This is a genomic window from Curtobacterium poinsettiae, assembly GCF_025677645.1.
GTDB classification, from domain to species: Bacteria; Actinomycetota; Actinomycetes; order Actinomycetales; family Microbacteriaceae; genus Curtobacterium; species Curtobacterium poinsettiae_A.
In genome coordinates, this window is the sequence record NZ_CP106879.1 from 238,480 (window position 1) to 260,604 (window position 22,125).

General features: G+C 69.3%; 20 protein-coding genes. 5 read left to right on the top strand and 15 right to left on the bottom strand.

Going from position 1 to position 22,125, the window contains the following annotated elements; translation table 11 throughout:
- Positions 1-68: 68 nt before the first annotated feature.
- Both OE229_RS01145 and OE229_RS01150 read right to left on the bottom strand, forming a co-directional pair.
- On the bottom strand, positions 69-2,510 hold the full coding sequence (locus tag OE229_RS01145; RefSeq protein ID WP_111090924.1) for an ATP-dependent helicase: 2,442 nt from the start codon (positions 2,508-2,510) through the stop codon (positions 69-71).
- A gap of 12 nt (positions 2,511-2,522) precedes the next feature.
- A complete protein-coding gene (locus tag OE229_RS01150; RefSeq protein WP_262127110.1) occupies positions 2,523-3,533 on the bottom strand; it encodes a glycerophosphodiester phosphodiesterase family protein in 1,011 nt (336 codons plus the stop codon).
- A 106-nt stretch (positions 3,534-3,639) separates the two neighbouring features.
- On the opposite strand from OE229_RS01150, the gene OE229_RS01155 reads away from it, so the two are divergent.
- Both OE229_RS01155 and OE229_RS01160 read left to right on the top strand, forming a co-directional pair.
- A complete protein-coding gene (locus OE229_RS01155; RefSeq protein ID WP_262139373.1) occupies positions 3,640-4,644 on the top strand; it encodes a DUF817 domain-containing protein in 1,005 nt (334 codons plus the stop codon).
- A 31-nt stretch (positions 4,645-4,675) separates the two neighbouring features.
- The gene (locus tag OE229_RS01160) at positions 4,676-5,539 is read left to right on the top strand and encodes a Bax inhibitor-1/YccA family protein (RefSeq protein WP_259477123.1); all 864 of its coding nucleotides are present in this window, start codon (positions 4,676-4,678) and stop codon (positions 5,537-5,539) included.
- A 330-nt stretch (positions 5,540-5,869) separates the two neighbouring features.
- On the opposite strand, the gene guaA is transcribed toward OE229_RS01160, so the two are convergent.
- From guaA to OE229_RS01185, 5 genes are read right to left on the bottom strand one after another with little or no spacing between them, the layout of a single operon-like run.
- Positions 5,870-7,450 carry a glutamine-hydrolyzing GMP synthase gene (gene guaA / locus OE229_RS01165; RefSeq protein ID WP_262139374.1) on the bottom strand — a complete coding sequence of 527 codons (1,581 nt, stop codon included), beginning with the start codon at positions 7,448-7,450 and terminating at the stop codon, positions 5,870-5,872.
- Positions 7,447-7,893: a DUF3817 domain-containing protein gene (locus tag OE229_RS01170; RefSeq protein WP_017885467.1), complete on the bottom strand. Its 447-nt coding sequence runs from the start codon at positions 7,891-7,893 to the stop codon at positions 7,447-7,449. Before OE229_RS01170 ends, guaA begins: the two co-directional genes overlap by 4 nt.
- A 10-nt stretch (positions 7,894-7,903) precedes the next feature.
- Positions 7,904-8,680, bottom strand: a complete 777-nt coding sequence (locus OE229_RS01175) for an SURF1 family cytochrome oxidase biogenesis protein (protein ID WP_262139376.1) — start codon at positions 8,678-8,680, stop codon at positions 7,904-7,906.
- Positions 8,681-8,685: 5 nt separating this feature from the next.
- Positions 8,686-10,137, bottom strand: coding sequence for a cation:proton antiporter (locus OE229_RS01180; protein ID WP_027466692.1), 1,452 nt, complete (start codon positions 10,135-10,137; stop codon positions 8,686-8,688).
- Positions 10,138-10,140: 3 nt separating this feature from the next.
- On the bottom strand, positions 10,141-10,671 hold the full coding sequence (locus OE229_RS01185) for a cation:proton antiporter regulatory subunit (RefSeq protein ID WP_017885470.1): 531 nt from the start codon (positions 10,669-10,671) through the stop codon (positions 10,141-10,143).
- A 75-nt stretch (positions 10,672-10,746) separates the two neighbouring features.
- Here OE229_RS01185 and OE229_RS01190 point away from each other — a divergent pair, with 75 nt between their 5' ends.
- The gene (locus OE229_RS01190) at positions 10,747-11,250 is read left to right on the top strand and encodes a hypothetical protein (protein ID WP_262139378.1); all 504 of its coding nucleotides are present in this window, start codon (positions 10,747-10,749) and stop codon (positions 11,248-11,250) included.
- Between the two features lie 70 nt (positions 11,251-11,320).
- On the opposite strand, the gene OE229_RS01195 is transcribed toward OE229_RS01190, so the two are convergent.
- The 7 genes from OE229_RS01195 to OE229_RS01225 all read right to left on the bottom strand — a co-directional run bounded on the left by OE229_RS01195 (position 11,321) and on the right by OE229_RS01225 (position 18,782).
- Positions 11,321-13,207: a glycerol-3-phosphate dehydrogenase/oxidase gene (locus OE229_RS01195; protein WP_262139380.1), complete on the bottom strand. Its 1,887-nt coding sequence runs from the start codon at positions 13,205-13,207 to the stop codon at positions 11,321-11,323.
- A gap of 62 nt (positions 13,208-13,269) precedes the next feature.
- Complete coding sequence (locus tag OE229_RS01200; RefSeq protein ID WP_182065723.1) at positions 13,270-14,388, bottom strand: GuaB3 family IMP dehydrogenase-related protein; 1,119 nt, start codon at positions 14,386-14,388, stop codon at positions 13,270-13,272.
- Between the two features lie 61 nt (positions 14,389-14,449).
- Positions 14,450-14,641: a hypothetical protein gene (locus OE229_RS01205; RefSeq protein WP_262139381.1), complete on the bottom strand. Its 192-nt coding sequence runs from the start codon at positions 14,639-14,641 to the stop codon at positions 14,450-14,452.
- 145 nt (positions 14,642-14,786) lie between these two features.
- Positions 14,787-15,593, bottom strand: coding sequence for an ABC transporter ATP-binding protein (locus OE229_RS01210; RefSeq protein WP_247737896.1), 807 nt, complete (start codon positions 15,591-15,593; stop codon positions 14,787-14,789).
- The gene (locus OE229_RS01215; RefSeq protein WP_110859529.1) at positions 15,590-16,480 is read right to left on the bottom strand and encodes an ABC transporter ATP-binding protein; all 891 of its coding nucleotides are present in this window, start codon (positions 16,478-16,480) and stop codon (positions 15,590-15,592) included. The genes OE229_RS01210 and OE229_RS01215 overlap by 4 nt, the downstream gene beginning before the upstream one ends.
- Positions 16,473-17,459, bottom strand: a complete 987-nt coding sequence (locus tag OE229_RS01220; protein WP_027466698.1) for a branched-chain amino acid ABC transporter permease — start codon at positions 17,457-17,459, stop codon at positions 16,473-16,475. The genes OE229_RS01215 and OE229_RS01220 overlap by 8 nt, the downstream gene beginning before the upstream one ends.
- Before the next feature lie 12 nt (positions 17,460-17,471).
- Complete coding sequence (locus OE229_RS01225; protein WP_182065761.1) at positions 17,472-18,782, bottom strand: branched-chain amino acid ABC transporter permease; 1,311 nt, start codon at positions 18,780-18,782, stop codon at positions 17,472-17,474.
- 326 nt (positions 18,783-19,108) lie between these two features.
- Between OE229_RS01225 and guaB the strand changes: the two genes are divergently transcribed.
- Together guaB and OE229_RS01235 are read left to right on the top strand one after the other, a co-directional pair.
- The gene (guaB, locus tag OE229_RS01230; RefSeq protein WP_027466700.1) at positions 19,109-20,611 is read left to right on the top strand and encodes an IMP dehydrogenase; all 1,503 of its coding nucleotides are present in this window, start codon (positions 19,109-19,111) and stop codon (positions 20,609-20,611) included.
- A gap of 75 nt (positions 20,612-20,686) precedes the next feature.
- Entirely contained in the window at positions 20,687-21,088 is a 402-nt protein-coding gene (locus OE229_RS01235) for a VOC family protein (protein ID WP_259578983.1), read from the top strand.
- Between the two features lie 12 nt (positions 21,089-21,100).
- On the opposite strand, the gene OE229_RS01240 is transcribed toward OE229_RS01235, so the two are convergent.
- The gene (locus OE229_RS01240) at positions 21,101-21,901 is read right to left on the bottom strand and encodes an SDR family oxidoreductase (RefSeq protein WP_138802038.1); all 801 of its coding nucleotides are present in this window, start codon (positions 21,899-21,901) and stop codon (positions 21,101-21,103) included.
- Positions 21,902-22,125 lie beyond the last annotated feature (224 nt).

A 22,125-nucleotide genomic window follows, 5' to 3' on the forward strand; every position in this document is an offset into this window, starting at 1 on the left:
CCCCGGGTCCGTTCCGTGAACTCCAGACCGGCTGCGGCTGCCGGTTCGGTGTGGACCGGTGAGGGCTCCTACAGCTTCTCGATCGGGGCGATCTTGATGAGGAGCTTCTTGCGGCCCGCGGAGTCGAACGCGATCTCCGCGATGCGCTTGGCACCCTGCCCCGTCACCGCGGACACCGTGCCTTCACCGAAGTCGACGTGCTTGATGCGGTCGCCCGCGACGAGTTCCATGTCGCCGTTGTCGCGCACCTGCCCGGACACCCGGTTCGCCCACTCGGTCTTCGGGCGGGTCTTCGAGGCCGCCGCTGCGCGGTCGTACGAGCCGCCACCCCAACCACCACCGCCGCGGTAGCCGCCACCGCCGCCGCCGAAGCCGCCGTCGCGCTTGGCGTTCAGGGCACGGGGCTGCGTGCCACCGCGGCTGTTCGCCATGCCCGGGGACTGCTTCCACTCGATGAGCCCCTCGGGGATCTCCTGCAGGAAGCGCGAGGGCATCGCCACGTTGACGTCACCGAACTGGGCACGGGTCATCGCGAGGGACAGGAACAGGACCTTCTTGGCGCGGGTGATGCCCACGTAGAACAGCCGTCGCTCTTCCGACGGCCCGCCGGGTTCGTTGGCGGACATCCGGTGCGGGAGCAGGTCTTCCTCGACGCCGGTCAGGAACACCGCGTCGTACTCCAGACCCTTCGCGGTGTGCAGCGTCATCAGCGAGACCGTGCCCGAGGAGTCGTCGAGCTCGTCCGCCGCGGCGACCAGCGAGACCTCGGTCAGGAAGTCCGACAGCGTGCCCTCGGGGTTGTTCTTCTGGAACTCACGCGTCACGGCCACGAGCTCGTCGATGTTGTCGGCACGGGCCGCGTCCTGCGCGTCGGGCGACTTCCGCAGGTTGTCGAGCAGCCCGGAGCCGTCGAGCAGCTGTGTCAGGGTGTCGACCACCGGCTGCGTCGGGGCCTTCTCGGACACGGAGTCCAGCAGCGCCGCGAACTCGGTGATGGCGTTCCGCACCTTCGGTCCGAACCCGAGCTCGCCCGCGTGTCGCAGGGCGTCGCGCATCGTGGTCTCGTGCTCGTCGGCGTAGCGCTGCAGCGTGGTCTCGGTGACCGAGCCGATGCCGCGCTTGGGCACGTTGAGGATGCGGCGCAGGGCCATCGGGTCGGCCGGGTTCGCGACGGTGATCAGGTACGCCATGGCGTCCTTGATCTCGGCGCGCTCGTAGAACTTCGTGCCGCCGAGCACCCGGTACGGGATCGCCGCACGGATGAAGATCTCCTCCAGCGCACGGGTCTGCGAGTTGGTCCGGTAGAACACCGCCATGTCGCGGTAGTCCATGCCGTCTTCCCGCAGGCGCTGGATCTCGTCGGCGACGAACTGCGCCTCGTCGTGGCCGGTGTACCCGGTGAAGCCGACGATCTTCTCGCCGGCGCCGACGTCGGTGAACAGGCTCTTCGCCTGGCGGTCGAAGTTGTTCGCGATGACGGCGTTCGCCGCGTCGAGGATGTTCTGCGTCGAGCGGTAGTTCTGCTCGAGCAGGATCGTCTTGGAGTTCGGGAAGTCCCGCTCGAACTCGACGATGTTGCGGATGTCCGCCCCGCGGAACGCGTAGATCGACTGGTCGGAGTCGCCGACCACCGTCAGGGACGCGGGGGCGATCGAGCCGTCGGTCTCGCGCATCCGGGCGACGTGCTGCCCGGAGTCCTCGAGCTTGTCCACCTGTTCGACCGGTACCGGGCGGGTGAGCTCGCGGATCAGGGCGTACTGGGCGTGGTTCGTGTCCTGGTACTCGTCGACCAGGATGTACCGGAAGCGGCGCTGGTACAGGGCGGCGACGTCCGGGAAGGCGCGGAACAGGAACACCGTCTGGCCGATGAGGTCGTCGAAGTCGAACGCGTTCGCCCGGCGGAGTTCGTTCGTGTAGCGCCGGAACACCTCGGTGAACATGACCTCTTGCGGGTCGTTCACGTTGATGTTGCGCGCGTAGGTGTCGATGTCCTGCAGCTCGTTCTTGAGCTTCGAGATCTTCGACGCCGCGGCGCCGACGGTCAGCCCGAGGGAGTCGGCCTCGAGCTCCTTGATGATCCGCTTCAACAGCGCCTTGGAGTCGGCGGAGTCGTAGATCGTGAAGGACTGCGGGAACCCGAACCGTTCGGCTTCGCGCCGCAGGATGCGCACGCACGCCGAGTGGAACGTGGAGATCCACATCCCCTCGGCCTCGCCACCGACCAGGGCCCGGACGCGCTCGCGCATCTCGGCGGCGGCCTTGTTCGTGAACGTGATCGCCAGGATCTGCGACGGCCAGGCTTCGCGGTTGGCGAGCAGCAGCGCGATGCGGCGGGTGAGCACGCTCGTCTTGCCGGAACCGGCGCCGGCAACGATCAGCAGGGACTCGCCGCGGTACTCGACGGCTTCCTTCTGCTGGGGGTTCAGACCCGCGGTGAACGGGTCTTCGTACGCGCGGGCACCGGCGCCCGGCTCGGGCGTCGATTCGAAGGGGTCGAGCACGATCGTCATGTCCGGGACAGTCTAGGCGGGACCCCCGACAGCAGACCGGGCGAGCACCGCCAGGTCGGGGTGGTCGGCGAACACCCCGTCGAGTCCGGTGCGGATCACGGAGGTGAACCACCGCTCCCAGTCGCCGAAGGCCGCGACGTCGCCACCACGACGCAACGGCGACGGCAGGAACCGGTTCTCCGGCCGGAGGGTCCACGTGTACACCGCGAGTCCGGCGGCGTGGGCACGGTCGACGATCGCGCTGCGCACCGGCGTCGGGTCGTCGAGCGCGACGCTGTCGACGCCGGCCATCAGGGTGCCGAGGTCGACGCTGATGCCGTGGAACTCGGTCGCGAACGACGCGAGCGCGTCCTCGGAGCGCTCGGCGGCGTAGGTGGGGGCGAGCGACCCGTGGGACGCGACCTCGTCCGCGGCGCTGCCACGGGCCTCCTGGAGGTACACGAGCCGGCCACCGGTCCCCCGCTCGCGCAGGTCCCGCAGCACGCCCTTCTCGAAGCTCTCCACCGTGAGCCGCTCGTCCTGCCGCCACCCGGCCTCGCCGAGCGCGGCGTCGACGAGTGCACCCATCGGGAACCCGGCGCGGTCGAAGTACGCGGCGTGCTTCACCTCGGCGACGAGCCCGACCGGGCGGGGCGCCGCGTCGAGGATCGCGAGCAGGTCGACGAGCCGCAGGATCGGCTGCGCACCGTCGTGCTCGGCGGATCCCGGCCGCAGCACCGGCAGGCGCTCGCGGGTGCGGAGCGTCTGCAGCTCGGACCACGTGAAGTCCTCGGTGAACCAGCCGGTCAGGGTCTGCCCGTCGACGGTCTTCGTCGTGCGCAGGTGCCGGAACTCGGGGTGGTCGGCGACGTCCGTGGTGCCCGAGACCTCGTTCTCGTGCCGGAGCACCAGAACGCCGTCCTTCGTGGGCACCAGATCCGGTTCGATCGCGTCGGCGCCGAGCTCGATCGCGAGGTCGTACGCGCTCCGCGAGTGCTCGGGACGGTAGCCGGACGCACCGCGGTGGGCGATCACGAGGGTCATGGCGCGACCCTACTTGCCGCGGGTGACCAGCGGGGCGCCTGTGTCGCGGGACACACGCGTCGCTCCGGCGGCCGTCGTTCCCAGCGACTGCGCCGAGCATCACCGCATGACCGTCCGTTCGCTCTCCACCGCCGTCGAGGCCCGGATCGACCGGGCTGCACGCCGTCTGCTCGACGCCGGGCACCAGCCGCACCGGCCCGTCCGGGTGTTCGTCACCGAGTTCCTGGTGTTCGGCGCGAAGCAGGCCTGGGCGTGCGCGTTCGGGGCGATGCTGCTCGCGACCATGGCCGTGGTGCACCTGACCGTGCCGGCGGCGATGCGGAACGACGTGCTGACCATCGCGGCCGTGCTGCTGCAGGTCGGCATGCTCGTGTTCGGGCTCGAGACCGTGCGTGAGCTCCGGGTCGTCCTGCTGTTCCACGTCGTCGGCACCGCGATGGAGGTGTTCAAGACCCACATGGGCTCGTGGACCTACGAGCCGGGCGGGCTGTTCGTCGTCGCCGGGGTGCCGCTGTTCTCGGGGTTCATGTACGGCGCGGTCGGGTCGTACATGGTGCGGGTCTACCGGCTGTTCGACCTGCGGTTCGACCGGTACCCGCGGCAGTGGCTGCTGGCGGTCGTGGCGGGCGGGATCTACCTGAACTTCTTCGGCCACCACTTCGTCGCCGACGCCCGGTACGTGCTGCTCGCGCTCGTGCTGCTGCTCTTCGCCCGCACGACCATGCACGTGCGGATCCACCGGGCGACGCTGCGGATGCCCGTCCTCGTGGCGATGGCCCTCGTCGCGGTGTTCATCTGGGCGGCCGAGAACGTCGCGACCTGGGCCGGGGCGTGGAGCTACGCGGCGCAGCTCGCGGTGTGGCAGCCGGTGGCGCCGACGAAGGTCGTGGCGTGGTTCCTGCTCATGACGATCTCGGTCGCGCTCGTCACCTGGCTCTACCCGGCGCTGTCGTCCGGACGGGCGGACTCGGCTGGCTCGACGGCGGACTCTCGACGTCCTCGGGGCGCGCGTGCAGCGGGCGACCCTAGGCTTCCCTCGACGGGGCCCGCTGGGCCCGCGTCCGCTCGCCGCGAATCCTCAGCCTTCCGCGACCGAGCGCCCCTAGGCTGAGAGGACTCGAATCTCCTAGGAAGAGGACACCATGGCCTTCAAGCCCGGTTTCGACCAGTCCCCCGCCTTCAACGCACAGGGGGCAAACACCTGGGGCGGGCGCGGTGCTGGTCAGCAGCAGGCCGGCTGGGGACAGACCCCGCAGCAGGCCCAGGGCGGCATGACCCCCGAGCAGCTGCAGTACATGTACGACCGCCCGACCGCGTCCCCGGTGGACACCGACCGCATGTCGTACGAAGACACCATCGTCAAGACGCTGCTCGCGTTCGGCGTACTCGTCGTCGGCGCGGTGGCCGGTTGGAACCTGCCGCCGGTCGTGTGGATCGTCGCGGCGGTCGTCGGCCTCGTGCTCGGCCTCGTGAACACCTTCAAGAAGAAGCCGTCACCGGGCCTGATCCTGACGTACTCGTTCGTCCAGGGTCTGTTCGTGGGTGGCATCTCCGGCGCGTACAACTCGATGTGGGGTGGCATCGTCACTCAGGCGGTGTTCGGGACGCTCGGTGTCTTCGCCGTGACGCTCGCGCTGTTCGCATCGGGCAAGGTCCGCGCCACACCGAAGGCCACGCGCTTCTTCCTCGTCGCGATGGTCGGGTACATGGTGTTCTCGCTCATCAACCTGGTCCTGATGTGGACCGGCGTCACGGACACCGCGTTCGGTGCCCTCGGGATCACGATCTTCGGCATCCCGCTCGGCGTGATCATCGGCATCCTCGTCGTGGTCATGGCGGCGTACTCGCTGATCCTCGACTTCGACCAGATCCAGACCGGCGTCCGTCGTGGTGCTCCCCGCATCTACGCCTGGACCGCGGCGTTCGGCCTGATCGTCACGATCGTCTGGCTGTACCTCGAGATCCTGCGCATCCTCGCCATCCTCGCGAGCAGCTCGCGCAACTAGTACCACCGCACACGCGAAGGGCCCCGGCACTGCCGGGGCCCTTCGTCGTTCCCTGGCCGGTGGTCGGCGACAGCGGGGGCGGTGGCGGGGGTGGTGCCGGCGTCGGTCCCAGTGGTCGCAACACCCCGTCGACCGCCCGCCGAGTGGTCACGATGTGTCGCCCAGGCCGGGGCCAGCCGACACATCGTGACCACTCGGCACCGGACCCGCGGGGTGTTGTGACCCCTCGACGGACACCAGGACCGCACTGCGCCCGGCAGCGCCACCCCCGCACGCACGAAGGCCCGGCACGCATGACGCGTACCGGGCCTTCCGTTGCTCAGGGGAGCCCTACTCCCACTCGATCGTTCCCGGCGGCTTCGACGTGACGTCGAGCACGACCCGGTTGACGTCGGGCACCTCGTTCGTGATGCGGTTCGAGATCTTCGCGAGGGTGTCGTACGGCAGACGAGTCCAGTCGGCGGTCATGGCGTCCTCCGACGAGACCGGACGGAGCACGATCGGGTGTCCGTAGGTCCGGCCGTCGCCCTGCACGCCCACGGAACGGACGTCGGCGAGCAGCACGACCGGGCACTGCCAGATCTCCTGGTCGAGGCCGGCCGCGGTGAGCTCTTCGCGGGCGATCTTGTCGGCCGCGCGGAGCAGTTCGAGCCGCTCCTTCGTGACCTCGCCGACGATGCGGATGCCCAGGCCCGGGCCGGGGAACGGCTGGCGCCCGACGATGACCTCGGGCAGCCCGAGCTCGCGACCGACCGCACGGACCTCGTCCTTGAACAGGGTGCGCAGCGGCTCGACGAGCTCGAACGTCATGTCCTCGGGCAGGCCGCCGACGTTGTGGTGCGACTTGATGTTCGCGGTGCCTGCTCCGCCGCCGGACTCGACGACGTCGGGGTAGAGGGTGCCCTGCACGAGGAACTTGACCTCGGCATCGGAGTCGGATGCCTTGGCCTCGAGCACGAGCGCCTCGGCCGCGCCCTCGAACGTGCGGATGAACTCGCGCCCGATGATCTTGCGCTTCTGCTCGGGGTCGCTCACGCCGGCGAGGGCGTCGAGGAACTGCTGCTCGGCGTCGATCGTGATGAGCCGGACACCGGTGGAGGCGACGTAGTCCTCTTCCACCTGCTTGCGCTCGTCGGCACGCAGGAGCCCGTGGTCGACGAAGACGCAGGTGAGCTGGTCGCCGACGGCCTTGTGCACCAGGGCTGCGGCGACGGCGGAGTCGACACCCCCGGAGAGCCCGGCGATGACCCGTGCGGAGCCGACCTGCTCGCGGATGCGGGCGACCTGCTCCTCGATGACGTTGCTGGAGTTCCAGTCGCCGGGCAGGCCCGCGGCACGGTGCAGGAAGTTCTCGAGCACGGCCTGGCCGTACACGGAGTGCTTGACCTCGGGGTGCCACTGCACGCCGTAGAGCTTGCGCTCGTCGGATGCGAACGCCGCCACGGGCGTCGACGCGCTCGAGGCGAGCACCTCGAACCCGGCCGGTGCCTTGGCCACGGAGTCGCCGTGCGACATCCACGTCACCTGGTCCACCGGCTGGTCGCCGAGCAGGGTGCTGGTGCCGGGGGCGAGCGTCACGTCGGTGGCGCCGTACTCGCGCAGACCGGTGTTCGCGACCTCGCCACCGAGGGCGGTCGCCATGGCCTGGAAGCCGTAGCAGATGCCGAGCACGGGGACGCCGAGGTCGAGGATGTCACCGTCGAGGGACGGCGCGCCTGCTTCGTACACGGACGACGGACCACCGGACAGCACGATGGCCGCCGGGTCCTTGGCGCGGATCTCGTCCGCGGTGATGGAGTGCGGCACGATCTCGCTGTAGACGTTCGCTTCACGGACCCGACGCGCGATGAGCTGCGCGTACTGGGCCCCGAAGTCGACGACGAGGACGGGACGCTGTTCGGTCTCGCTCACCGAGCGGCCTCCTTCTCACGCTGCTGGGCAGCGATCAGCTCGTGGTAGGTGTCCATGGCCCGCTGCTGCATGCGGTGTTCGACCACGAAGGACATGAACGGGATGATGCCCCCGAGGGCGATGAGCAGGAAGCGCGACGGCCTCCAGCGCATGATGCTCCACAGACGGAAGTCCGTGAAGAGGTAGAGCACGTACAGCCAGCCGTGGGCGATGAGGATCGCGATCGACAGGTTGAACGTGCCCGGGGTCTCGCCCGCCGTGCCGTTGGGCACGAAGAACGGGCCGTTGCCGAGCTGCATCTCGAGCTGCAGCGGCGTGTACTTGATGATGACCTCGACCACCAGGGCGAGCAGCAGCACACCGGTGATGTACGCCGAGACGCGGTACCACTTCACCGCCCCCGGGATCTTGGGGATGTCACGGGTTCGGACGGTCAGGGCCATGCCGGCAATCCTACCGTTGCAGCACGTCGGCTTCGGTGGCGGGCGCTGCCTCGCGCTCCTCTTCCTGCTCGCGCTCCCAGGCGTCCTTCACGAAGCGGTACCAGAGGAAGACGGCGAAGCCGGCGAAGACGACCCACTCGATCGCGTAGAACAGGTTGAGCCAGTCGAACTGGACCTCGCGCGACGGTGCACGGTCGGCGATGGTGCCGAGGTCGGCGGCCTTCGCGGTGGTGCCGTCGGCGACGACGTACCCGAGGTACATGCGGTCGTCGAAGGCCTGCCAGGTGTTCACGAACCGGGCGGGGGCGACTGCAGAGTACTCGCCCTCCTTGTAGGCGTCCTGGTCGGGCGACTCCGCCGGGTAGTAGCGACCCTGGATCGTGAGCGTCTGACCGTCCGCCAGGCGCTCGCCCCCGGCGACGGCGGCCGACCGCTGGTCGGACCACCCGATGACGACCGGGAGGCTCGCCCCACCGTCCGAGTCCACCAGGTGGCCGACGGTCTGGTACTCGCCACCCCCGGTGCGGCCGGTCAGGACGGTGGTGTCGTCGGCGACGAAGGTCCCGGTGACGGTGACCTTCTGCCCGGCGAGACTCTCGCTGACGGGCCGCTCGGGAGTGGTGACCGCCTCGAGCGTGCGGCGGGTCTCGGTGGTCGCCGGCAGGGGTTTGCCGTTGGCGATCGACCGCTCGAGCTGCCACTTGCCCAGCCCGGCGAACACCGCCGCCAGCACGAGCGCCAGCAACAGCAGCGCGATCCACCTCGGTCGTCGGGCAACGGCCCACATCTGTATCAGTACTCCGGATCGCGCTGTCGGACCGGGCGCTCGGGGCGCTCGGCGGGGATCTCGACCGGCGACGTCACGGGGGCGGACGTCGGCTCGGACCCCTCATTGTCTCGCTCGTCCCTGCCAGCCGCCTCGACGAGCGCGAACTCCTCGGCGAACTGGCGGTCCCGCTCGGCCTTCCGCGCCGCGGCGGTGGCGTCCGCCTCGGCCTCGGCCGCTTCGGCGCTCTCGGCGGCGGCGGCCGCGGCGACGGCACGTCGGCCGCCCAGCCGTCCGCGCAGACGGATGAGCCGGCCCGGGCGCACCACGAGGCGGCCGATCCGGTCCGAGTTCACCGCGAGCAGCGGCCCGAGGACGGCCATGCAGAGGACGTAGAGGCCCGCGAAGGCGGTGATCCGCGCCTCCAGCCCGGCGGCAGCCGACAGCGTCGCGAGGATCAGCGCGAACTCACCGCGGTTCACCAGGATGACGGCGGTGTTGATGCCCTGTTGGACGTTGAAGCCGTTCATCCGGGCGACGATCTGCCCGGCGACGGCGTTGAGCACGACCGTCATGCCGATCGCGCCGAGGACGGGCCAGAGCACCTCGCCGAAGGTCGACAGGTCGAGGCCGAGCCCGAAGTTGACGAAGAAGAACGCGGCGAAGACGTCGCGCATCGGCAGGGCGAGCTGTTCGATGCGATCGCGGTACCGGGTCGCTCCGCAGAGCAGGCCGATGACGAAGGCACCGATCGCGTCGGTCACGCCGAGCAGGTCGCCGATGCCGCCGAACATGACCGCGAGTCCGAAGAACAGCACCGTGAACAGCTCGTCGTCACGGGTGGCGAAGATCTTCGAGACCCACTTGCCCGCGAAGCGCGCGAGCGTGAACATCACGATGAGGAACCCGAACGCGAGTGCGAGCTTGCCGACGACGGCCCAGACGTTGGTGTCGCCGGACAGCACGACGGAGACGATCGCCAGGTAGACGGCGATGAAGACGTCCTCGATCACGGTGACACCGAGGATCATCGGGGTCTCGTCGTTCGCCAGGCGCCGGAGCTCGATGAGGAGCTTCGTCACGATGGCGCTCGAGGACGTCGCCGTCATGCCCGCGATGATCAGGGCTTCACGGGTGCCCCAGCCGAGCGAGAACCCGAAGGCGAACCCCACGCCCATGTTGATGACGACGTAGGTGCCGCCGGACACCAGGAGCTTCCCCGCGTTGCCGTAGAACTCCTCTTGGTCGAACTCGAGCCCGAGGTTGAACAACAGCAGGATGAGCCCGAACGTCGCGATGAGCTCGATCGTGTGGGACTCGACGCTCAGCCCGAACCACGGCGTGTTCGGACTCGCGACGAGTCCGACCACCATGTAGATCGGGATGGCCGGCAGACCGATGGTCTTGCCGAGCCGTCCCAGGACGTAGGCGATGACGAAGAGCACACCGATGGTGAGCAGCTCACCACCCAGGTGCATGCGCTAGCTCTTCCGCGGGGCCTCGGCCGATGCGGCCGCAAGCTCTCCGCTGCGGTAGAAGGAGAACGCCTTGGCGACCTTCTCGGGGGATCCGGCGACGACGATCGTGTCCCCGGGGAAGACGACGAAGTCCGACGAGGGCGCCGGGTTGGCGCTGTCGCCACGGACCACGGCGACGACGGTCAGGCCGATGAAGCCCGAGTCGTGCAGGTCGCCGAGGGGCTTGCCCGCGATGGCGTCGTCGTAGTCGACGGAGAACCAGTCGATGGACAACCCCGGGATCTCGTCGAGCTTGTCGAGGCCCTCGGTGATCCGGGTGCCGCCGAGCAGTTCGGCGAGCGTGTGCGCCTCGTCCTCGCTGAGACGCAGCGAGACCTTCTCGGACTTGTCCGCGCCGTCGGAGACGTCGGCGAACGAGATGAGGTCGGAGTGCCCCGACCGGTGCGTGATGACACCGCACTTGCCACCGTCGTCGGTGTAGAAGCTGTGCAGCACGCCGACTCCGGGGAGTTTGACGCGATGGACGTCGACCATGATGGCTCCCTCTTCGAGTACCCCCATGCTAACCACCCGGTGGTCCCACGCATTCCGCCCGCTACTGTTCTGTGGATGGGGAGAACACGGATCGTCGTCGCCGTCGTCGGGGTGCTGGTCGTCGCGCTGTACGCGGCACTGCTGGCGGTGAACGCACTGGTGCTGGACCCGCTCGCCGCGGTCCCCGGTGCGACCCTGCCCGAGATCCACGCCGAGCTCATCCAGCAGGGCTTCCACGTGCAGACCGACATCGTGGTCGTGATCGCGCTGGCCTCGGTCGGGGTCGTGCTCGCCGCCGGGCTGTCGGTGCTGCTGCTCGTCACCCGAGCACCGACCCACGTCATCGCCGCGGTGCTGCTGGCCGTGGTCGTGCTCGGTGGTCCGGCGTCGTTCTGGAGTGGGTTCGCCCTCGGGATGGACGTCGCGGACGGCTTCGGTACCGACGGTGGTGACCACACGATCTGGGCCGGCGTGCTGTACGTGACGAGCCTCGTCGCGCTGATCGCGATCCCGGTGGTGCTCGTGGTCGGCCAGGCGGCGCACGCGCGCCGCGCCGCCCTGCGGGCACACGCCGTCTGACGGACGCACCACGGGCCTCCAGTCCGGTCTGCTGGCCTGGAGGCCCGTGGTGCGTCCGCGACGCTGCTCGCTACTCCGGCTCGCTCGTCTTCTCGCCGACGACCTGCTCGTCGGACGCCTTCGCGCCCTCGGCGCCGTCCGAGCGGCCGCCGCCCACGACCACGTCGTCCTCGTCGAAGCCGAACGCGATGTCCGGGGCCTCGAGCCGCACGCGGTCCGCGCTCTCGTCGTCGGGCTGCAGCTGCGACTCCCGTTCCGCGGCCACGCGCTTCAGGTAGTTCGACACCTCGTGCTCGGTGGTCTCCTGGTCCCACCCGAGCACGTCCGCCATGAGCTTCGCGGCGACGGGCGCTGCTGACTCGCCGCGGTCCCAGGCCTCGATGGAGATGCGGGTGCGGCGGGCGAGGACGTCCTCCAGGTGCAGGGCACCTTCGTGCGAGGCGGCGTAGACGACCTCGGCGCCGATGTAGTCGTCGGCCCCCGGCAGCGGCTCGGCGAGCGCGGGGTCCTGCTCGACGAGCTGCAGCACCTCGGTCGCGAGGGTGCCGTACCGGTTGAGCAGGTGCTCGATGCGGACCTTGTGCACGTTGCAGCTCCGCGCGGTGCGGGCACGTCGGTTCCACGCGGCGGGGTACCCCTCGGCGCCGAGCAGCGGGATGTCCTCGGTCGTCGACTCCGGGATCCTGCCGTCCATGGCCGCGACGGCCTCGTCGATGGCGTCCTTGCCCATCACCCGGTAGGTGGTCCACTTGCCGCCGGCGACGACGACGAGCCCGGGCACGGTGTGCGCGACGACGTGCTCGCGGCTGAGCTGGGAGGTCTGGTCCGACTCCCCCGCCAGCAGCGGGCGGAGGCCGGCGTAGACGCCCTCGACGTCCTCGCGGGTCAGCGGGACGGCGAGCACCTTGTTGACGTGCTCGAGGATGTAGTCGATGTCCGCCGCGGTCGCTGCCGGGTGCGCCTTGTCGAGGTACCAGTCGGTGTCGGTCGTGCCGACGAGCCAGTGCCGACCCCACGGGATGACGAAGAGCACGCTCTTCTCGGTGCGCAGGATCATGCCCGTGTTCGACTGGAACCGGTCCCGGGGGATCACGAGGTGGACGCCCTTCGACGCCCGCACCTTGAACTGGCCGCGGGTGCCGATCATCGCCTGGGTGTCGTCGGTCCAGACACCGGTGGCGTTGACGACCTGCTTCGCACGGATCTCGAACCGTTCACCGGTCTGGATGTCGTGGGCCTGCGCGCCGACCACGCGCTCCCCGACCTTGATGAACCCCTCGATGCGGACGCGACTCGCCGCCTCGGCGCCGTACGACGCCGCGGTGCGCACGAGCGACGCGACGTAGCGCGCGTCGTCGACCTGGGCGTCGTAGTACGTCATACCGCCGACGAAGGCGTCCTTCTTGAGCCCGGGCATGTTCTTGAGCACCTGCTTCCGGCTGAGGTGCCGGTGGTGCGGGACGCCGGGCGGACGGCCGCCGGACCAGCTGAACACGTCGTACATCGCCATGCCGATCCCGATGTAGAAGCGCTCCCACACCCGGTGGTTGAGCGGGTAGAGGAAGCGCACGGGCTTCACCAGGTGCGGCGCGATGCGCTGGAGCAGCAGTCCGCGTTCGATGAGGGCCTCGCGGACGAGTGCGAAGTTGAGCTGCTCGAGGTAGCGGATGCCGCCGTGCACGAGCTTGGACGAGCGGCTCGACGTGCCGGAGCCCCAGTCGCGGGCCTCGACGATGCCGACGCTCAGGCCGCGGGTCACGGCGTCGAGCGCACTGCCCGCCCCGACGATGCCGCCACCGACGACCAGGACGTCGAGCTCCTTGGTCTTCAGGGTCTCGATCGCGGCCGCACGTTCGTCCGGTCCGAGCTTCGCCGCGGGGTCGAACCCCACGCCGGGCGCGACGTCACGCGGACGTCCGGCCGTGCTGGTCTGCTTCGTCGTGCTGGACTTCGCCATCGTCGCCTCCGGGTCACGGTCGGCGCCGAGGCGTCACCCGGGTTCGTGCCCGGGTGCCACCGTCACTGGTGGTACGGCGCCACGACCACTTCTACTCGCTGGAACTCCTTGGCGTCGGAGTATCCGGTCGTCGCCATCGAGCGGCGCAGGGCCCCGACCAGGTTGGCGCGGCCGTCGTGGGTCGGCGTCGGGCCGTTCAGGACGTTCTCGAGCGGCGCGATCGTCCCCACCTGGACACGGCGCCCGCGCGGCAGCTCGGGGTGGTGCGCCTCGGCACCCCAGTGGTAGCCACCACCCGGGGCCTCGGTCGCACGGGCCAGTGCGGTGCCGAGCATGACGGCGTCGGCGCCCACGGCGATGGCCTTGACGATGTCGCCCGCGGTGTCGAGCCCGCCGTCGGCGATGACGTGCACGTAGCGGCCGCCCGACTCGTCGAGGTAGTCACGACGGGCACCCGCGACGTCGGCGACGGCGGTGGCCATCGGGGCGTGGATGCCGAGCGCGGCGCGGGTGGTCGACGCTGCGCCGCCGCCGAAGCCGACGAGCACGCCGGCGGCGCCGGTGCGCATGAGGTGCAGCGCCGACGTGTACGTCGAGGCACCGCCCACGATCACCGGGACGTCGAGCTCGTAGATGAACTTCTTGAGGTTGAGGGGTTCCTCGGTCTGGGAGACGTGCTCCGCCGAGACCGTGGTGCCGCGGATGACGAACAGGTCGACGCCGGCGTCGACGACCGTCTTCGAGAACTCCTGGGTGCGCTGCGGGCTGAGCGAACCGGCGACCGGCACCCCGGCTGCGCGGATCTCGGCCAGGCGTGCGGTGATCAACTCGGCCTTGATCGGCTCGGAGTAGATCTCCTGCATGCGCTTCGTGACGTTGCCGTCGGTGAGCGACTTGATCTCGTCGTAGTACGGGGTCGGGTCCTCGTAGCGGGTCCAGAGACCTTCGAGGTCGAGCACACCGAGGATGCCGAGCTCGCCCATCTGGATGACCGTCGCCGGCGAGGACACGGAGTCCATCGGCGCCGACAGGATCGGCGACGCGAACGTGAACGCGTCGATCGACCACTGCACGTTGACGTCGCGCGGGTCACGCGTCCGCCTGGAGGGGACCACCGCGATGTCGTCGAACGCGTACGCCCGACGTCCGCGCTTGCCTGCACCGATCTCGACTTCGCTCACTCCGACAGCCTACCGGGCGGGCTCTGCGGCGTGCACGGGCCGGACGGTGCGGGCGGAGTCGTCAGCGCGGGCGGCGCGGGGCCCGTCCGCGCTTCCGGAGAACCCGCAGCACGAAGCCGAGCAGGAGCGCGAGCACCACGAGGACGACGAGCAGCGCGGCCGCGACCTTGACGAGCAACGCCGCCCCGACGAAGAGCGCGATGAACACGAGCCAGACGAGGGCGTCGAGCACGAGGGGTCCGGAGGTGCGCACCCGCGGAACGATACCGACCCGCGCAGGGTGGGTCGTGCCTCCAGGCCGGGTACAGGAGCGGGGCCGTGCGGCGCGAAGCGACCACGCACGGCCCCACCCGTCGCGGATACCACCCCCACAGCGGTACCCGCAGCCGACGACAGCGCTAGCGCTGTGCGTCGACGTCCTTGGCGAGCGTCCCCAGGTACAGCTCGATGACCTTGGGGTCGTCAGCGAGTTCCTTCCCGGTGCCCGAGTACGCGTTCTTCCCCTGGTCGAGCACGTACCCACGATCGCAGATCTGCAGACAGCGTCGCGCGTTCTGCTCCACCATGATGATCGACACACCGGCCTTGTTGATCCGGCGGGTCCGCAGGAACGTCTCGTCCTGGCGCACGGGGGACAGCCCGGCGCTCGGCTCGTCGAGCAGCAGCACCTTCGGGTCCATCATCAGCGCACGGGCCATCGCGACGGACTGCCGCTCCCCGCCCGAGAGCGATCCGGCCCGCTGGTTGCGCCGCTGCGCGAGGACGGGGAACAGGTCGTAGATGACCTCGAGCCGCTCGGCGAACTTCTTCGGCCGCAGGTACAGCCCCATCTGCAGGTTCTCCTCGATGGACAGCGAGGGGAACACGTTGTTCGTCTGCGGCACGAAGCCGACACCGGCCTGCACGAGCTTGTTCGCCTTGAGGTTCGTGATGTCGTCACCCTGCAGGGTCACCGATCCCTCGCGGATGGAAACGAGCCCGAACAGCGCCTTGAGGAGCGTCGACTTGCCCGCGCCGTTCGGCCCGATGATGCCGATGAGCTCGCCCGGGTAGCAGTCCAGGTCGCAGCCGTTCAGGATGTTCACGCCCGGCAGGTAGCCGGCGACGAGGTTCTTCGCGCTGAGCACCGGCTCGCGTTCCAGCGTGGCCGCCGGGGACGGACTGGAGGCACTGCTCGCGTTCGTGGGGTCCGTTGCGTCCGTCATCGGGTCGTCTCCTCTGCTGCGTCCTCTTCGGCGACTTCCTCCGCCAGTTCCTCGAAGGTCTCCTCGGTGAGGAGCGAGTCGTCGCCCAGGTCGGTGTCGTGGTGCGCACCGAGGTAGGCGTCGATCACCGCCTGGTCGTCCATCACCGTGTCCGCCGGGCCCTCGGCGACGACCTTGCCCTCGGCCATCACGACCACCCAGTCCGAGATGTGCCGGACCATGTGCATGTCGTGCTCGACGAACAGCACGGTCATGCCGTCGTCGCGCAGGGACTGGATGTGCCCGAGGAGCGACTGGGTGAGCGCGGGGTTCACGCCGGCCATCGGCTCGTCGAGCATGATCATCGTCGGGTCGGACATCAGCGCACGGGCCATCTCGAGCAGCTTGCGCTGCCCGCCGGACAGCGAACCGGCGTAGTCGTCCGCCTTGGTGTCGAGCTTGAACCGGGCGAGCAGGTCCTCGGCCTTGGCCGTGATCTCGCGCTCCCGCTTCGCCCACACCGGCTTGACCAGGGCGGCGAAGAAGTTCTCGCCGGGCTGGTCGCGAGCGCCGAGGAGCATGTTCTGCATCACGGTGAGCCGGGACAACGCCTTGGTCAGCTGGAAGGTGCGGACCATGCCCTTGTTCGCGATGTGCGTCGCGCTCGTCTTCTGCAGCGTGGCACCGTCGAACTGCGTCTTCGCTCCGGGGCTCGGCTTGTCGAACCCGGTGAGCAGGTTGAAGAACGTGGTCTTGCCGGCGCCGTTCGGGCCGATCAGGGCCGTGATGGAGCCGCGCTGGACCTCGAGGTGGTCGACGTCCACGGCGGTCATGCCCCCGAAGCGGCGGGTGACGTCGTCGACGGTGAGGATCGGGTCGGCCTTGGGGTGGCCGTAGGTCTCAGACACTGAACGTCAGCTCCTTCTTGTTGCCGAGCAACCCCTGTGGACGGAACACGATGAGCAGCATGAGCGCGACGCCGACGAGCACGTACGAGAACTGCTCGGCCTGCTGCGCGTTCATGATCGAGTCGGGGATGAAGTCGCCGGCCAGCGTGCGGATGAAGAGCCGGACGACGAAGAAGAGCACGGCTCCGAGCACCGGTCCGAACACCGTCGCCGCACCACCGAGGATGAGCGCCGTCCAGATGAAGAACGTCATCGAGCGGCCCATGGCGTCCGGTTGCACCGAACTCGGCAGCACGTAGATGATGCCCGCGATCGCACCGAGCGCCCCACCGAACACGAGCGCCTGCATCTTGTACGAGTAGACGTTCTTGCCGAGCGAGCGGACGGCGTCCTCGTCCTCGCGGATGGCCTTCACCACGCGGCCCCACGGGCTGCGCATGAGCAGGAAGAGCACCAGGGTGAACAGGGCGACCATCGCCCACGCCGCGATGCGGATCCACCAGCCGTTGACGCCGTTGTTCGCGTACGTGAACCACAGGATCGTGGTGGTGCCGTCGGGCAGCGGGCTGAGGGCGGTGAACGGGTCGCGGTAGCTCGACCCGGTGATGCCGTTCGAGCCGCCCGTGGTCGAGGTGAGCAGGCTCGAGCGGCCCACCATGCGGATGATCTCGGCGCCGGAGATCGTGACGATCGCCAGGTAGTCGCCGCGCAACCGCAGGGTCGGGATGCCGAGGATGATCGCGAACACGATCGCGACGAGCAGGGCGATGAGGACCGCCATCACGAACGGCAGTCCGTTCGTGATCGAGATCGCGAATCCGTAGGCACCGAGCAGCAGGAACGCCGCCTGGCCCATGTTCACGAGGCCGGTGAGCCCGAAGTGCACGTTCAGGCCGATCGCGGCCAGCGCGAACGCCGCCGTCGTCGGGGCGAGTGCCTCCTGGGTGAGCGAGGACAGCAGGTTGAGGATGTAGTCCATGCGCGTGCTCCCTTAGCCGATCCGCTCGGCGCGGCCGAAGATGCCCTGCGGCCGGAACAGCAGGATGAGGATGAGGATGACGAGGGCGGTGGCGTACTTGAAGTCACCGGGGAGCACCAGGTTCGTGAGCTCCACGACGACGCCGATGATCATCGAGCCGACCAGGGCGCCGTACGCGGTGCCGAGGCCACCGAGCGTGACCGAGGCGAACATGAGCAGGAGCAGCTGGAGCCCGGTCTGCCAGTTCACGCCGTTCAGGACGAGTCCGAGCATCACGCCGGAGAGTCCCGCGAGGCCGGCGGCGAGCGTCCACACGAAGCGGATCACCCGGTCGACGTCGATGCCGGAGGCCGCGGCCAGCGCCGGGTTGTCCGACACGGCGCGGGTTGCCCGTCCGAAGCGCGTCTTCGCCAGGAAGAGTCCGGTCGCGACGAGGACCACGAGCGCGATCCCCATGGCGACGTAGGACTGCACCGTCAGGGTGACACCGGCGAACCGCACGGTCTCCGGGTTGCCCTGCTGGATGCGGACCGTCGAGGCGCCGAAGAAGTACTGGAACGCGTACTGGGCGGCGATCGACAGACCGATCGTGACGATCATGAGCTGCGTCAGGCTGATGCGCTTGCGCCGGAGTGGTCGCCAGATCGCGGCGTCCTGCAGGTACCCGGTCGCGGCGCACAACAGCGTGACGACGATCCCGGTGACCCAGATGTTCCAGCCGAGCTGGTTGGCGAACACGTACGCCAGCAGACCGCCGAGGGTCACCTGCTCGCCGTGCGAGAAGCTCGACAGCCCCGTCGTGCCGTAGATGAGCGAGAGCCCGATCGACGCCAGGGCGATGAGCAACCCGAGCCGGAGCCCCGAGGCGAACTGCTGCCAGGCGCGCTGCATGCTCACGCTCGACGAGTCGGCCGAGGTGGTGGCGCCCTTCTGGTCGGACAGCTGGAAGATCTGCCCGACGTTGGCGTTCAGCGTCGCCTGCACCTTGCGGTCGGCGTCGGCGGCGTTCGTCAGGTACTGGCCCTTCGGCAGGGTGCCCTGGTCGACGCTCACCGTGTACTCGCCGGCCGTGTCGACGCTGACGGACCAGCGGCCGTCGGCGTTCGTCGTGGCCGTCTCGTCGAAGCCGCTCGGGCCGGTCACGTCGACGTCGACGCCCTCGGCCGGTTCACGCTCGGAGTCGGTGATCGTCCCCTGGATGCACCCGTTGTCGGGGCTGACGGTGCACGCCTGGCTGGTGGCCGGTGCCGAGGTGGCACTGAAGGCCGGCAGGGTGACCGCCCAGTCGATCAGGAAGGTCGCCAGGAACGCGGCGACGAGCACGGCCGCCAGGACCGGTCGTCGTCGTGCGTGGCGGAGGCGGAACAGGCGCGGCTGCGCCCGTCCCGGAGGAGTGATGGATCCCACGGAAGAGCCTCTCGTTCGGATGACGAGGAACCTATGGGGATTTTGTGACACCCGTGTTTCCAACACGTTCCCTGTGTGATTCGTACCCGAACTGTGACGTTGTGGAGGAACGCCCCGAGGCGGGCGCGATCCGTGCCTCCAGGCGGAATGCGGCGACAGCCGCTCGCGTTACCATGTCCTATCCGGAACCCGTCGTCGCGTTCCCGGTGTCTCGACACTTCACTCGCCCACGAAGGGGACCCATGGACCAGCCGGATCCGTTCGGATTCATCGGACTCACGTACGACGACGTCATGCTGCTGCCCGGGCACACCGACGTCATCCCGAGCGAGGCGTCCACGGCGTCCCGGCTCACCAAGCGGATCTCCGTCAACGTCCCGCTGCTCTCCGCCGCGATGGACACCGTCACCGAAGCCCGCATGGCCATCGCCATGGCGCGCCAGGGCGGCATCGGGATCCTGCACCGCAACCTGTCCATCGAGGACCAGGCTGCGTACGTCGACAAGGTCAAGCGCTCCGAGTCGGGCATGATCACCAACCCGGTGACCACCACCCCGGACGCCACCGTGGCCGAGGTCGACGCGCTCTGCGGCCAGTTCCGCGTCTCCGGTCTGCCGGTCGTCGAGCAGGACGGCACCCTCGTCGGCATCATCACGAACCGCGACATGCGCTTCGTGGCCACGTTCGAGCAGGCCACCACGTACGTGCGCGACGTGATGACGAAGGCCCCGCTGATCACCGCGATGGAGGGCATCGACCCCGAAGAGGCGATCGCCATCTTCGCGCAGCACAAGATCGAGAAGCTGCCGCTGGTCGACGCCGAGGGCAAGCTCCGCGGTCTGATCACCGTCAAGGACTTCGACAAGAGCGAGCAGTACCCGGACGCCACGAAGGACGACGAGGGCCGGCTCCGCGTCGGTGCCGCGATCGGCTTCTTCGGCGACGCCTGGCAGCGCGCCGAGGCCCTGCGGGACGCCGGCGTCGACGTGCTCGTCGTCGACACCGCCAACGGCGAGAGCGAAGGCGTGCTCGACATGGTCCGCCGCCTCAAGGCCGACCCGACGTTCGACGCGATCGACGTCATCGGCGGCAACGTCGCCACCCGTGCCGGAGCCCAGGCGCTCATCGACGCCGGTGTGGACGCCGTCAAGGTCGGTGTCGGCCCGGGCTCCATCTGCACCACGCGCGTCGTCGCCGGTGTCGGTGTGCCGCAGGTGACCGCCGTGTACGAGGCCTCCCTCGCCGCACGCGAAGCCGGTGTGCCGATCATCGCCGACGGTGGCCTGCAGTACTCGGGCGACATCGCGAAGGCCCTGGTGGCCGGTGCCGACACCGTCATGCTCGGCTCGCTGCTGGCCGGCACCGACGAGTCCCCCGGTGACCTGGTGTTCGTGAACGGCAAGCAGTTCAAGGCCTACCGCGGCATGGGCTCCCTCGGTGCCCTGCAGACCCGTGGCAAGAAGACCTCGTACTCGAAGGACCGCTACTTCCAGGCGGACGTGCCGAACGACGACAAGCTCATCCCCGAGGGCATCGAGGGCCAGGTGCCCTACCGCGGCTCGGTCGGCAACGTCGTCTACCAGCTCACCGGTGGGCTGCGGCAGTCGATGTTCTACGTCGGCGGTCGCACGATCCCCGAGCTGAAGGCGCGTGGCAAGTTCGTCCGCATCACGGCGGCGGGGCTCAAGGAGTCCCACCCGCACGACGTCCAGATGGTCGTCGAGGCGCCGAACTACCGCAGCTAGTCAGCTGTTCGACAGCACGCCCCCGTTCCCCGTGGAGCGGGGGCGTGCTGCGTCCCCCGGCAGTAGTGTCGCGACATGGTCAGCGCCGTCTCACACACCACGATCGACTCCCGCGACGCCTACGCCCAGTCCGAGTGGTGGAAGCAGGTGCTCGGCTACGTCGACCTGCCCGACGACCCGAACGCTCCCGGGCACGAGGAGTGCGAGATCACGGCACCCGATCGATCGCACACCGTGCTCTTCATCCAGGTGCCCGAGGCGAAGACCGTGAAGAACCGGATCCACTTCGACCTGCGCCCCACCGACCGCACCCGCGACGAAGAGGTCGAGCGGCTCCGCGGCATCGGTGCCGTGGAGCTCGCCGACCTGCGCCACCCGGACGGCGGGTGGGTGGTGTTCGCCGACCCGGAGGGCAACGAGTTCTGCGTCCTGCGATCCCAGGCCGAACTCGACGGAGACGCCGCCCGGCAGGACTGACCGGGCGAGTGCCTACGCCGAACGCCAGTCGTTCGACGTGATGTGCGAGCCGCCGTGCGGGCCCATCTGCAGCATCCCGCCGTCCACCGGCAGGGACACCCCGGTGATGTACGACGACGCACGCGAGGCCAGGAAGGCCACGGCTGCCGCGATCTCCCACGCGTTGCCCGGCCGACCGAGCGGCACACCGGGGCGGTCGATGGTGTGCGGGTCCTCGTCCTCGGCCCCGGTCATCCGGGTGGCGATCTCGCCGGGGGCGACGGCGTTCACGGTGATGCCGTGCTCGGCGAGCTCGATCGCCATGGTCTTCAGCAGACCGCCGAGTCCGTGCTTCGCGGCGTCGTAGGCGCTCGAGCCGGAGCGGGGCTGGTGTTCGTGCACGCTCGTGATGCCGATGATCCGGCCGCCGGTGCCGGCCTGCACCATGTGCTTCGCGGCGGCCTGCATCGTGACGAAGGCACCGTCGAGGTCGGTCGACACCGTGTGACGCCACTGGTCGAGGGTCATCTCGAGGAACGGAGCGTTGTCGCCGGTGCCGGCGTCGGCCACGAAGACGTCGACGCCGCCCAGCTGCGACACGAGGCGGTCGACGACGGCGGCCGCACCGGCGAGGTCGGAGACGTCGATCTGCTCGACGAAGGCCTGGCGGCCGGTCTTCCGGACCTCCTCCGCGGTCTCCTCGGCTCGGTCGGGTTCGGACAGGTAGGTGATGCCGACGTCCATGCCGGCTTCGGCGAGCGCGACGGCGGTCGCGCGGCCGATCCCGGATTCGGAGCCGGTGACGATGGCTTTGGTGGGCTGGAAGTCGCTCATGCGGCGGAACGTACGCCGGGCCTCCCGGGCGCCCTGCCGGACCATCCGCCTGGCGCAGATCGGCTCGTCACGGCGGCACCGTCGCTCCTGGACCGATCCCTGTCCCTGCGCACAGGAACGTCACGGCTCGGTAACGAAACACCTTTGCGTACCGCCCCGTCACACGGGCGAAACACATGGACCCTACGTTTCTCGACATCCAGTGGAGGCGTCGCATTCACCCG

Bases quoted from the DNA above. Each gene is read 5' to 3' on its own strand.
- guaB (WP_027466700.1), top strand. From the start codon at position 19,109: ATGGACCAGCCGGATCCGTTCGGATTCATCGGACTCACGTACGACGAC.
- OE229_RS01185 (WP_017885470.1), bottom strand. From the start codon at position 10,671: ATGGTCGACGTCCATCGCGTCAAACTCCCCGGAGTCGGCGTGCTGCAC.
- OE229_RS01155 (WP_262139373.1), top strand. From the start codon at position 3,640: ATGACCGTCCGTTCGCTCTCCACCGCCGTCGAGGCCCGGATCGACCGG.
- OE229_RS01170 (WP_017885467.1), bottom strand. From the start codon at position 7,893: ATGGCCCTGACCGTCCGAACCCGTGACATCCCCAAGATCCCGGGGGCG.
- OE229_RS01180 (WP_027466692.1), bottom strand. From the start codon at position 10,137: ATGCACCTGGGTGGTGAGCTGCTCACCATCGGTGTGCTCTTCGTCATC.
- OE229_RS01175 (WP_262139376.1), bottom strand. From the start codon at position 8,680: ATGTGGGCCGTTGCCCGACGACCGAGGTGGATCGCGCTGCTGTTGCTG.
- OE229_RS01160 (WP_259477123.1), top strand. From the start codon at position 4,676: ATGGCCTTCAAGCCCGGTTTCGACCAGTCCCCCGCCTTCAACGCACAG.
- OE229_RS01240 (WP_138802038.1), bottom strand. From the start codon at position 21,901: ATGAGCGACTTCCAGCCCACCAAAGCCATCGTCACCGGCTCCGAATCC.
- OE229_RS01195 (WP_262139380.1), bottom strand. From the start codon at position 13,207: ATGGCGAAGTCCAGCACGACGAAGCAGACCAGCACGGCCGGACGTCCG.
- OE229_RS01190 (WP_262139378.1), top strand. From the start codon at position 10,747: ATGGGGAGAACACGGATCGTCGTCGCCGTCGTCGGGGTGCTGGTCGTC.
- OE229_RS01145 (WP_111090924.1), bottom strand. From the start codon at position 2,510: ATGACGATCGTGCTCGACCCCTTCGAATCGACGCCCGAGCCGGGCGCC.
- OE229_RS01150 (WP_262127110.1), bottom strand. From the start codon at position 3,533: ATGACCCTCGTGATCGCCCACCGCGGTGCGTCCGGCTACCGTCCCGAG.
- OE229_RS01210 (WP_247737896.1), bottom strand. From the start codon at position 15,593: ATGACGGACGCAACGGACCCCACGAACGCGAGCAGTGCCTCCAGTCCG.
- OE229_RS01235 (WP_259578983.1), top strand. From the start codon at position 20,687: ATGGTCAGCGCCGTCTCACACACCACGATCGACTCCCGCGACGCCTAC.
- OE229_RS01220 (WP_027466698.1), bottom strand. From the start codon at position 17,459: ATGGACTACATCCTCAACCTGCTGTCCTCGCTCACCCAGGAGGCACTC.